This window comes from Proteus sp. G2626, from assembly GCF_009915985.1.
Taxonomy (GTDB): Bacteria; Pseudomonadota; Gammaproteobacteria; order Enterobacterales; family Enterobacteriaceae; genus Proteus; species Proteus vulgaris.
Window position 1 is genome coordinate 38,064 of record NZ_JAABNH010000007.1, and the last position, 11,574, is coordinate 49,637.

Annotated in this window: 11 protein-coding genes; 3 read left to right on the forward strand and 8 right to left on the reverse strand. The window is 35.9% G+C overall.

The features are described 5' to 3' along the window. Window positions 1–108 precede the first annotated feature (108 nt). The 5 genes from GWJ05_RS02705 to syd form a co-directional block, all read right to left on the reverse strand. On the reverse strand, window positions 109–1,473 hold the full coding sequence (locus GWJ05_RS02705; RefSeq protein WP_036934051.1) for a coiled-coil domain-containing protein: 1,365 nt from the start codon (window positions 1,471–1,473) through the stop codon (window positions 109–111). A 129-nt stretch (window positions 1,474–1,602) separates the two neighbouring features. Beyond that, window positions 1,603–3,048: a PTS glucose transporter subunit IIBC gene (gene ptsG / locus GWJ05_RS02710; RefSeq protein WP_036934053.1), complete on the reverse strand. Its 1,446-nt coding sequence runs from the start codon at window positions 3,046–3,048 to the stop codon at window positions 1,603–1,605. Between the two features lie 302 nt (window positions 3,049–3,350). Continuing rightward, a complete protein-coding gene (gene truC, locus GWJ05_RS02715; RefSeq protein ID WP_087803514.1) occupies window positions 3,351–4,115 on the reverse strand; it encodes a tRNA pseudouridine(65) synthase TruC in 765 nt (254 codons plus the stop codon). An 8-nt stretch (window positions 4,116–4,123) separates the two neighbouring features. Further along, window positions 4,124–4,447: a YqcC family protein gene (locus GWJ05_RS02720; protein ID WP_036934058.1), complete on the reverse strand. Its 324-nt coding sequence runs from the start codon at window positions 4,445–4,447 to the stop codon at window positions 4,124–4,126. Window positions 4,448–4,911: 464 nt separating this feature from the next. Further along, window positions 4,912–5,463 carry a SecY-interacting protein gene (gene syd / locus GWJ05_RS02725; RefSeq protein ID WP_036934060.1) on the reverse strand — a complete coding sequence of 184 codons (552 nt, stop codon included), beginning with the start codon at window positions 5,461–5,463 and terminating at the stop codon, window positions 4,912–4,914. Between the two features lie 155 nt (window positions 5,464–5,618). On the opposite strand from syd, the gene queF reads away from it, so the two are divergent. From queF to xni, 3 genes are all read left to right on the forward strand, one after another. Beyond that, window positions 5,619–6,464 (forward strand): NADPH-dependent 7-cyano-7-deazaguanine reductase QueF, encoded by an 846-nt coding sequence (gene queF, locus GWJ05_RS02730; protein ID WP_036934062.1) that lies wholly within the window; start codon window positions 5,619–5,621, stop codon window positions 6,462–6,464. A 91-nt stretch (window positions 6,465–6,555) separates the two neighbouring features. After that, on the forward strand, window positions 6,556–7,923 hold the full coding sequence (gene ppnN, locus GWJ05_RS02735) for a nucleotide 5'-monophosphate nucleosidase PpnN (RefSeq protein WP_036934064.1): 1,368 nt from the start codon (window positions 6,556–6,558) through the stop codon (window positions 7,921–7,923). Between the two features lie 6 nt (window positions 7,924–7,929). After that, window positions 7,930–8,712 carry a flap endonuclease Xni gene (gene xni, locus GWJ05_RS02740; RefSeq protein WP_036938771.1) on the forward strand — a complete coding sequence of 261 codons (783 nt, stop codon included), beginning with the start codon at window positions 7,930–7,932 and terminating at the stop codon, window positions 8,710–8,712. A gap of 104 nt (window positions 8,713–8,816) precedes the next feature. Here the strand turns inward: xni and rlmM are convergent, their stop codons facing one another. The 3 genes from rlmM to GWJ05_RS02755 are packed head-to-tail and all read right to left on the reverse strand — an operon-like array spanning window position 8,817 to window position 11,268. After that, on the reverse strand, window positions 8,817–9,914 hold the full coding sequence (gene rlmM / locus GWJ05_RS02745) for a 23S rRNA (cytidine(2498)-2'-O)-methyltransferase RlmM (protein WP_087803512.1): 1,098 nt from the start codon (window positions 9,912–9,914) through the stop codon (window positions 8,817–8,819). Beyond that, window positions 9,907–10,302, reverse strand: a complete 396-nt coding sequence (locus tag GWJ05_RS02750; protein ID WP_087803510.1) for a DUF423 domain-containing protein — start codon at window positions 10,300–10,302, stop codon at window positions 9,907–9,909. Before GWJ05_RS02750 ends, rlmM begins: the two co-directional genes overlap by 8 nt. Window positions 10,303–10,347: 45 nt before the next feature. Beyond that, window positions 10,348–11,268, reverse strand: coding sequence for a transcriptional regulator GcvA (locus GWJ05_RS02755; protein ID WP_036934070.1), 921 nt, complete (start codon window positions 11,266–11,268; stop codon window positions 10,348–10,350). Window positions 11,269–11,574 lie beyond the last annotated feature (306 nt).

Here is an 11,574-nt window from a genome sequence, read left to right on the forward strand (position 1 = left end):
TCAGTGTCTTTAATTACTTAATCTCATCCTTAAACTCATTAGAATAAATAAAATACTTATTATATTTTCATTAACAACATCTTAGTTATCAATAACTCCTTTATGCCTTTATTTAACAATAAGCATGTTGAAAATTTTATTCCATTCTTTTCTTTCTTTTGAAAAAAGCCAAAGAATATCATTTTTAGGTTTTGATTCTTTTAAAGTTTTTGTTATTAGTTTATTAGCCCACTCAGGTAGTTTTCCATCTTTAAAATTATCGCTATTCAATATGACATTTAAATTCTCGTGCATTAGCATTATATTACCATGCGCTTTATTATTGATATCTAGTCGTTTTTGATATGATTTAGGAAAAAGAATCTTATATATTTTAGAAAAAAAACCATTATAATTCTCTCGATCATTATTATTAATAAAAAGTACTGAAGCAATTTTATTAATATCCAATAAAATATTTTCTTTTGGTATTTCACTATTAATCCCAGCAGTGTATTTTTTCAATTTATTATCTAAACTTCTTAATAGTGAAATTTGTCTACCATTAACCGATTCAACAAAAATAAAATATTTATTTTTTATACATTTTATTTTTTCCAAGCTAGATTTTAATTCCTTTAATTTATCAACCCCATCTATTTTCTCCATTAAATTTAATCTACTAACAATAATTACCTCATTATTAAATTCCTCTTCCTTTGCAATTAATATATCAACATTTATTTTAGATAAATCATTATATTCTAAAAGATCAACAAGTTTATTTATTGCTAAGGTTGTATCAATTATTTTTTTATTATTAATTCTTATTTTAGAAGATAATTCATTTTCAAGTAATTTAATTTCATCTTGAATTTCTTTAATTTCATCTTGAATTTCTTTAATTTCATCTTGAATTTCTTTAATTTCCTCTTCCATTTTCATAATAGACATATTACATCCATAAAAACCAACATTATTATTTTTAGATGAAGATAACTTAACCTTATGATTTATGAAACTATTTATAATTGGATTTTTATCATTGAAGACCACTCCCTCAAAAGAGTTCGTATTATAAATACTCTTTCTCACTTTAGTACAAACACTTTCCTCTTTTTTATAAGAAAGTAATCCATCAAATATTTTTCTAACATCACCAATATCATTAATGTTTTTCACACTAATTATTTTATCTTTATTATCAAAAAAAAACTTAACACCTCCTAAGTTAATCCTTTTTTTTAGTTTTTCTATACGATTTTTATTTTCACCGTGATTAGTATATTTATCAATTGAATTGTCTAATTCTTTTTTTATATTGCTTAATAAGAACTTTTTATCTTTATTGGCAATAAAAACATCATCATTTCCTTTTTTTAAAAAAAGTGAAATACTATTTTTATCAAACTCAATACTCTTTCTATCTGTTTTATCATTTATATCTGTTATGGATAATAAAAAACTTCTATGACTATCTATGAAGGTTGGCATGATATTTCTCCATTCTGTTTAATACTTAACAGAATGCCATACCCAGTATCAATATTATTGCAATAAAAAAGCACTCCCTATTTTTATATGGGAGTGCTTTATGATTTGATATTACAATCAATAAGTTATTTATTCAGCACTATCCAAAGACCGAATATATTCATCCATTTCAGTTTTTAGATTATCTGACTTAGGACCAAAAATCGCTTGGATACCCGAGCCGACAACGACTACACCAGCAGCGCCCAATCTTTTCAATTCATCACGATCAACTTTATCAATCTCTTTTACACCAATACGTAAACGTGTGATACAGGCATCTAAACTACTGATATTGTCTTTACCACCAAACGCAGCGACTAAAGATTGTCCCATGGCACTTTTATCAGCTTGTTTCGCGTTTTTATCTTCCACTTCGCGGCCTGGAGTTTTCAGGTTTAGTTTCACGATTAAGAAACGGAAAATAGAGTAATATGTTATCGCATACAGTAAGCCAATAATTGGGAACAGATACAGCTTGCTACTATTACCACTTAATACGATAAAGTCGATCAAACCATGAGAGAAACTTGTACCATCACGCATTCCTAACAAAATACAAATGACAAATGCTAAGCCTGCCAAAATAGCGTGAATGACATAAAGGATTGGTGCGACGAACATAAATGAGAATTCAATAGGTTCAGTGATCCCTGTTAAGAAGGCTGTTAATGCCGCAGAAATCATGATACCACCCACTTTTACACGATTCTCAGGGCGTGCTGAATGCCAAATTGCAATTGCAGCAGCAGGCAAACCAAACATCTTAAATAGAAAACCACCCGATAACATACCCGCAGTTGGATCACCTGCCATATAGCGAGGAATATCACCGTGGAATACTTGCCCAGCACTATTGACATATTCACCCACTTGCATTTGGAACGGTACATTCCAGATATGGTGCAAACCAAATGGTACTAATGCACGCTCTACAACACCGTAAATACCAAAAGCAACAGCAGGGTTTTGATAGGCCGCCCATTCAGAAAAACGTTGGATAGCCGTACCGATAGGAGGCCAAATAAAAGATAAGATAATCCCAACAAAAATAGCAATTAAGCCTGAAATGATAGGAACAAAACGCTTACCCGCAAAGAATCCTAAATACTCAGGTAATTTAATACGATAAAAACGGTTAAACATAGAGGCTGCAATAATACCTGCAATAATTCCTCCTAGCACACCAGTATCAGTAAGGTGTTGAGCCTCAATTTCCGCAGTCGAGAGTCCTAAAACCCAAGGAGCAACCACTATCATGGTTTTAGACATGATACCGTAAGCGACTACAGAGGCCAGCGCAGATACCCCATCATTATTGGTAAAGCCTAACGCAACACCAATAGCAAAAATAAGTGGCATATTAGAGAAAACTGAACCCCCCGCTTCTGCCATTACTTGAGAAACAGAAGAAGGGATCCATGAAAGATCAGCGGAACCAACCCCTAATAAAATACCGGCAATAGGTAGTACAGATACCGGTAACATCAAGGACTTTCCGATTTTTTGTAAAACAACAAATAGGTTTTTAAACATCAAGCAGACTCCCGGAATGTGGGTTTTATATGTTGTAGGTTTTTTATTTGTTTAAAGTTATGTGGTTTTTTATTTCATAAACTTATCTAATGATAAGCCTTATTTATTTTACATCATAAAATAAATCGCCAAATGAATACATGATAGCTGTCACGTTTCAATACATGTGATCAGATCAATTTGTAGAATTATATATTTTACAAATAGTTAATAGAAACTATGAATTTGCGCAAACCATCAAGACTTAAGTAAAAAAGCCTTGATAGTCACATATTGAAAGCAATATTCAAATAAGAAAGGAATTAAAAATGATGAGCTAAATCGTCACCATACTGCTCTAATTCAGGTCTTAATCCACGCCAATCAAACTGATTAATAAGGTGTTGCCAAGGTAGATCCCACTTAGCCGTTAAACTAAGCGGTTGTAATGTTATTGGATGAATTAAGTTTAGATGGCTTGCATGTAACATCAAGCGATGAGATTGAAAATGATTTACCACACCGCGATTTTGACGTAAATCACCATGAGCAGTATCACCAATAATAGGATGACGAATATGAGACATATGGCGGCGTAATTGGTGTTTACGACCTGTTTCAGGACGCAATTCTAATAAGCTAAATCGAGATGTAGGATAACGCCCTATAGCAACCTCTTTTTCAACGGTTGCTAATGGCTGACAATGTGTTACACACGCTTGAATTTGTGGTGGCTGAGTTGCAAATTTATCAGCAATTTTATCTAACTCTTCCACTAAAGGGCTATCAATTACTAATGCTTCTTCAACATACCCTCTTACTACAGCATGGTAAATTTTTTCTGTTTTATGTTGTTCAAAAGATTGGGAAAGGGCTCTTGCAACATCAGAGGAAAGCGCCATTAATAAAACCCCTGATGTAGGTCTATCTAAGCGGTGTACAGGAAAAACATGTTGCCCTATTTGGTCTCTTAGTGTTTGCATAACAAACACAGTTTCATGCCTATCAAGCCAACTACGGTGAACAAGCCAACCTGCCGGTTTATTCACCGCAACAAGATATTCATCTTGATAAATAATATCTAGCATGATCGGCCTTATGATTTAAACATTGCGTCAAGTTCACGCAAATGGTTGAGTAAATCAGTAAAGTCGCGACTTTCATCATCTTTAAATGCTTCTTCGTAATAAGGAGCGATTGAGAATGCATGAGGTAATGGCATATTGTTTTCAATCATTGATGACAATCGTGGAATTAATACCCACTGTAACCATTCGTGTGCACTCATTGTGTCAATACAAAAAGGTTCAATGCTTTCAAATGCCTGTTCAGTTGGTGACCCTAATTGCCATAGCTCAATGTTCTTCATCTCTTCTTCGATTAAGAGTAATTTCGCTAAAATGCGTTGTTCTGGTGTCATCATATATTCCTTATATAAAACCTACGAATAAGGATAACATTGGGATGGAATAGCAGAAAACAAATAAAAAAATAAAAGGAGCCGAAACTCCTTTTAGACAAGAAAAATAACTGTCTGTACAACACATGCATCCAAGCAAGACCGTTTTATCTATCCCTGTGATTAAGTCTGTATCCACATTAATGGAAATATCCTATTTCCTGTGCCCTTGATTACTTTACATTATATCGGTCACCAAACAGTCCCTTCGTTGGTGGACGTAGAATGCCAATAATTGATTAGTTAAACAACCCACAAAATAAATGTAATTAAATAGATATAACCATAAGCAAAAACAATAGGTTAATAAGTTATTGCTCTACTTAAATAAATTAAATTTACTCTTATACAAGAGCCTATTTACTAAAAAAACAGACTCTTTTTTGTAAGATATATCTCACACAGAAAATAGTTTAAAGACTACATCAGTCACTATACACCACGGCTAATTCTGATAAAAAAACAGATAAGTTTTCAGCTAGAACTTCTCTTTTCTTTTGGCCAAACGTTTCAAGAATAACTTCACCAGAAACATTACAGACAGAAATGATCTCATTTTCTGAATCCGTTGTGCCAATAAATAAAGTTGGCGTTAATTTCAGTCTCTTTTGCGTCACTAAATGCCCAATAATATTTTCTTGTAGGCGAATAAAATCTTCTTCACTCCAGACTTGGATCAAACTTAGATGAGTATTTCTAAAGCGAACTTGCATATCCCCCGCATACTGAGTAGTAAAGTAATTATGCAATTCAGGGCGAATGATAATCCCCATCGCTTTTTCAACTTTTTCCAGTTTGTCCGTTCCTACAAAAGGTTGAGGTAACCAATAAACGACTTCATCACCCGTTCTTGATATGCAAACTGAAGGAACACCATAGAGCTCTTCACTCGCAGGAGGTAAACCTGATTTTTCTTGCCACAAGTCAACATATTTTTGCGTGAAAGCTTTTAATTCAGAGGAGATGTTTTCAATCATGGTTATTAACTTTATTATTAAATAAAAATTAGCCCTTATGTTACCTGATTATGTTACTAATTCAGAGTATCAAAAATAAAGCATTCGTATACTATTGATGTTTCAATAGTATAATTAGCCTTCTTTTATTCTCAGTTAAAGTTAGGATGTAAGTTATGTCTTTATATCAAGGTGATAAATCTCTTGAAACATTATCTTTAGGCAAAGAGACTCAATATCATACGCAATATGATGCTAAATTATTGCAGGGTGTACCACGTAGCCTAAATCGAGATTCACTCTCTTTAACTGCTGAAAATTTACCTTTTCATGGTGGCGACATTTGGACTATGTATGAGCTCTCATGGCTTAATAGCAAAGGACTACCGCAAGTCGCGATTGGCCATGTTGAATTAGATGCAACCACTGAAAATCTCATTGAATCTAAAAGCTTTAAACTGTACCTCAACAGCTTTAATCAAACTCGCTTTGAAAACTGGGATATCGTTGAAAAAACCTTACTTAAAGATTTAACCTCTTGTGCTAAAGGTAAAGTGAATCTAACTATCTATCCACTTTCGCATTTTACATCACAGCCTATTGTTGATTTTGCTGGAGAGTGTATTGATGAACAAGATATTGAAATTGATAATTATCAGTTTGATGCACAATGGTTAAACGGATCGACAACCGATACACGGGTTGAAGAAACGCTGGTCAGTCATCTGTTAAAATCAAACTGCCTTATTACCCATCAACCCGATTGGGGATCTGTCGCTATCCAATATAAAGGTAAAAAAATTGATCGTGAAAAATTGCTACGTTATTTAGTCTCATTTAGGCAACATAATGAATTTCATGAACAATGTGTTGAGCGAATTTTCCACGATATCATGCAATTTTGTACGCCAGAAACATTAACTGTTTACGCAAGATATACACGAAGGGGGGGATTAGATATCAATCCTTGGCGTAGTAATTGTGAGTTTGTTCCAAAAATCAGTCGATTAGCCAGACAATAATAGGAATAATGCCTGTATGTTAATATGATCTGTGTTATACCAAGATCAATTGCACTTCAGTTTGTTATTTCAGGAGAAAAAGGAGTCCTACGTGATAACTCATGTCAGCCCATTAGGTTCCATGGATCTGCTTTCACAGCTAGAAGTTGATATGCTTAAAAGAACCGCAAGCAGTGATCTTTACCAGCTGTTTCGCAATTGTTCTCTTGCTGTCCTCAACTCTGGTAGCCTTACTGATAGTAGTAAAGAACTGTTATCTAAATACCAAGATTTTGATATTAACGTACTGCGCCGTGAACGTGGCGTGAAATTAGAGTTAGTCAATCCTCCTGAAGACGCCTTTGTTGACGGAAAAATTATTCGTTCACTACAAGCTAACTTATTCGCTGTACTTCGTGACATTTTGTTTGTTCATGGACAGATCACTACAGCCAAACGTGACCTCCACCTTAATTTAGAAAATAGCTCTCACATCACTAACACCATATTCTCCATTTTACGTAATGCAAGAGCCCTTCATATTGATGAAGATCCTAATATGATTGTGTGCTGGGGAGGCCACTCTATCAATGAAACTGAGTATCTTTATGGCCGAAAAGTGGGTAACGAATTAGGGCTACGAGAACTTAATATTTGTACAGGTTGTGGCCCGGGTGCGATGGAAGCGCCAATGAAAGGTGCCGCGGTTGGTCATGCTCAACAACGTTATAAAAATAGCCGTTTTATTGGCATGACAGAACCATCTATCATTGCGGCAGAGCCACCCAATCCATTAGTTAACGAACTCATTATCATGCCAGACATTGAAAAACGTCTAGAATCTTTCGTTCGTATTGGACACGGTATTATTATTTTTCCGGGAGGTGTGGGAACAGCAGAAGAATTGCTGTACCTACTTGGTATTCTTATGTCGCCAGAAAACCAAGATCAAGTATTACCACTGATTTTAACTGGTCCGAAAGAGAGTGCTGATTACTTCAATGTACTAGACGATTTTATTGCAAATACATTGGGTGACGAAGCACGACGCCATTACCAAATCATTATTGATGATGCGCCAGAAGTGGCTCGTATTATGAAAAAATATATGCCATTGGTGAAAGATAATCGTCGTAGCACAGGTGATGCCTATAGCTTTAACTGGTCAATGAAAATCAATGCTGACTTACAGCATCCTTTTGAACCTACCCATGAAAATATGGCATCCCTTAACCTAAGCACCAATCAGTCTCCTGAAAAATTAGCAGCAGACTTACGTCGTGCATTTTCAGGTATTGTTGCGGGTAACGTAAAAGAAGTGGGAATGAAAGCGATTGAAGCTCATGGCCCTTATAAAATTCATGGCGACAGCGAGATTATGCGTCGTATGGATATTTTATTAGCCGGCTTTGTTGAGCAACATCGTATGAAACTTCCTGGTGGTACTGCTTACCAACCATGTTACGAAATAATCAGTTAATTTATGATGATACATTTGCTGATTATTGATGCTTTAAACCTGATCCGTCGCATTCATGCGGCATCAGGTTCTTCCTGCCTGACGGTGTGTGAACAAAGTGTCAATCAGCTACTCGGACATACACACCCTACTCATGCTGTTGCTGTCTTTGATGAAGATGACCGAGAAGGGAGTTGGCGACACCAACTCCTTCCTGATTATAAAGCAGGTCGCACACCAATGCCTGATGAATTGCGACAACAATTGCCAGTAATTAAAGCAATGTTACTCAATTTAGGAATACAAAGCTGGCATTCTGGTGGAGATGAAGCAGATGACGTTGCCGCAACATTAGCCACAAAAGTAGCAAATGCAGGTTTTCGTGTCACTATTATTTCAACTGATAAAGGATACTGTCAGTTACTTTCTCCCTCTATTCGTATTCGAGATTATTTTCAACGACGTTGGTTAGATTTAGAATTTATTAGGGCCGAGTTTGGTGTCGAACCATCTCAACTTACTGATTATTGGGGATTAACAGGTGTAAGTAGCAGTAAAATTACAGGTGTTCCAGGTATTGGCCCTAAAAGCGCTGCAGAACTCTTACAAATTTATCCTGATTTAGAATCACTGTATCAGCACATTGATAACGTCCCTACAAAATGGCGAAACAAGCTGATTACTCACAAAGAGTCTGCATTTATTAGTCGGAAAATCACAACATTACGCACTGATATCCAATTAAACGGTAATTTACAACAATTACGTTTAAACAACTATAATCTAAATAATTCAGCTCCAACCTGCTGATAATTTAGTATCATTATATAAAGTAAAAAAGGCTAAGCCTATAAATAGAAGCTTAGCCTTTTTATTGTCATCAATAATGCATTGATGAGTGTTTACCATACTTCTTAGAATTCGCGATCTGGGCGATACGCAGCCCAAATATTTTGGATATGAACCGTTATTTCTTCTCTATCATGATAAAGATGTTTTGCTTGGATTTTAGCATTAATGCCTTTTTCGGCTAACTCTGTCTTTATTTTTTCAAGAATATGAGAAACTTCTTCATAACGCTTTTTCATTGGTAATTTCAGGTTAAAAATCGCTTCACGACACCACTCATTAGCAACCCATGTTGTCATTAAAGCTGCAACTTTTGCTGGTTTTTCAACCATATCACAAACAAGCCATGTGATATTTTTAGAGGTTGGCTCGAATTTAAACCCATCAACTTGGTGATGACGAACTTGCCCTGTATCCATTAAAGATTGTGCCATTGGGCCATTATCGACCGCATGTACCATCATGCTACGTTTCACTAATTGATAAGTCCAACCACCAGGGCAAGCACCTAAATCAACCGCTTTCATTCCACTGGCTAAGCGCTCTTCCCATTCTTCGTACGGAATGAAAATATGAAACGCTTCTTCAAGTTTCAACGTAGAGCGACTTGGTGCATCGGATGGAAATTTTAATCGAGGAATACCCATATAGAATGCAGAATTATTGAAGCTATAAGAATAGCCAACATAACAACATCCTGGTGCAATGAAAAATACATGAATAATAGGACGGCTATAATTCTCCACTTTCAGTAAAATTTTTTCATTACGTAAATGATTACGTAATGGTACCGTAAATTTACGGCAGAATTTTAATAATTCCTTGCTTTCATTCGTATCTGCAACTTCAACTCGAAGTTCACCCGCTTTTTCAACAACACCTTTTAGCATTCCAACAATAGGTGTAATTCTATCTTCTGGAGGTAAATCTTTAAGTAACTCACCTGTCACAAACATCTGACGAGCAAAAATTAATTCACGGAAATTAACTTCACGCGCAATCTTGTCTGCGTCACCTTCTTGGTAGCATTCAAAAATCACATAACCACTTCCCTCTTTAACACGAGGAAAGCCATAAACACCGATTTGACCTGCTTTATCCGTAATCTCAGCCGCGCACTCTTTTTCAAAACCTTGGCGACAATATAATGCAACTTTATTCATGGCGAGACGCCGGTGCCCTTAGACGCAAAGCGCCAATAAAAATTAAAGTCCAACCAATAAGAAAACTAAATCCACCAATTGGCGTAAAATAAGATAATAATCTAACTTGTGTTAGCGCCATACAATAAAGGCTACCACTGAAAAGTAAAATACCAACACTAAAGAAAATACCAGCCCAATAAAACCATAAAATGGTTTTTCGCATTAATATTGTCGCGATCCCGACAAGTATCAAGGTATGTACAATCTGGTAGCGCATCGCTAACTGAATGTATTCCCAATGTTGTGGCGATAAATGAGGTGCTAGCTTATGCGTTGCAAATGCACCAAAAGCGACATAAAAAAAGCCACTAATCGCGGAAAACATAAGCAATGTACGACTATTCACTATTTATTCCTTCCTAATTTAGAAGATATTTTGCCAATCATAATATTAAGATGACGCTAGTAAACCCAGCTTTTCTTGTTCGTTTGCTGCTTGTGATAAAATCCATTGGCGAAAAGCCGCAATTTTACCCAACTCAGCCTGACTATCTTGGCAAACTAAATAAAATGCATTTTTACTGACAAGGACATCTGGAAAAGGTCTCACGAGCCGACCAGATTCTATTTCACTACGTGCCATAACATTATTAACTAATGCAACCCCTTGCCCATGTACAGCGGCCTGGATCACCATTGAGCTATGGCTAAAAATGGGGCCTTGCTGCACATTGATCTGATTTTGTATCTCTAATTGGCGAACATAAGCTTGCCAATCTCGACGAGATGTATCATGTAGTAGTGTATGATAAATCAGATCGGAGGGGGTTTTTAGTGGTTTTTCGCCTGTAAGTAAAGATGGCGCACAAACAGGAATTAAATATTCTGCATAAAGGCGGTCTGTGCGTAACCCAGTCCAGTTCCCTCGACCATAAAAAATAGCCACATCAACGTCATCAGCAAGTTTATCTTCTTCTCTATCGACAGCCTGAATTCGTACATCAATCCCTGGATAAGCTTGATTAAATCCAGACAATCTTGGCACTAACCATTGGATCGCAAAACTCGGAGAAAGACTAACTGTTAGTGCACCTTTCGCGCTTCTCGCTAATAATTTGCGAGTTGCTTCGTTAATTGATGAAAAAATTTCCTTTATATCAAGATAATAGCTCTGTCCTTCTTCTGTTAGCAAAAGTGAGCGATTGCGTCTTCTAAATAATTTTAGCCCAAGAAATTCTTCTAGTGTTTTAATTTGATGGCTCACCGCCGCTTGTGTCACAAATAATTCTTCAGCCGCTTTAGTAAAACTTAAATGACGTGCAGCTGAATCAAAAACCCTAAGCGCATTTAATGGTGGTAAACGTTTAGACATATTCGGTTCTTAAACCCCTATTTTGGCTATTAGTAGACCCTAACTTTCATCATTAGTTTTTTTTATGCGAAGCATTATAATTTGTCCCTTGATGATTAGCCAGTAAATACCTATAGTAAGCGCACTTCCTAAGCCGGAACGAAAAGTTGTGTAGTAGTAATACTGCAAGACTTTTGGCTTTGTGGTTGTGATGTTGTGTTTGCAAGTTGTCTGGAAATTCCAGACTTAGTAGCTGATGCTACTGTTTTTTTTCACTTCCTGTACATTTACCCTGTCTGTCCATAGTGATTTTATAGTGCACCGCCA

Coding starts and splice junctions, on each gene's coding strand:
- syd (WP_036934060.1), bottom strand. CDS start 5,463: ATGATTGAAAACATCTCCTCTGAATTAAAAGCTTTCACGCAAAAATAT.
- xni (WP_036938771.1), top strand. CDS start 7,930: ATGATACATTTGCTGATTATTGATGCTTTAAACCTGATCCGTCGCATT.
- GWJ05_RS02705 (WP_036934051.1), bottom strand. CDS start 1,473: ATGCCAACCTTCATAGATAGTCATAGAAGTTTTTTATTATCCATAACA.
- GWJ05_RS02720 (WP_036934058.1), bottom strand. CDS start 4,447: ATGACACCAGAACAACGCATTTTAGCGAAATTACTCTTAATCGAAGAA.
- rlmM (WP_087803512.1), bottom strand. CDS start 9,914: ATGAATAAAGTTGCATTATATTGTCGCCAAGGTTTTGAAAAAGAGTGC.
- truC (WP_087803514.1), bottom strand. CDS start 4,115: ATGCTAGATATTATTTATCAAGATGAATATCTTGTTGCGGTGAATAAA.
- queF (WP_036934062.1), top strand. CDS start 5,619: ATGTCTTTATATCAAGGTGATAAATCTCTTGAAACATTATCTTTAGGC.
- ptsG (WP_036934053.1), bottom strand. CDS start 3,048: ATGTTTAAAAACCTATTTGTTGTTTTACAAAAAATCGGAAAGTCCTTG.
- GWJ05_RS02755 (WP_036934070.1), bottom strand. CDS start 11,268: ATGTCTAAACGTTTACCACCATTAAATGCGCTTAGGGTTTTTGATTCA.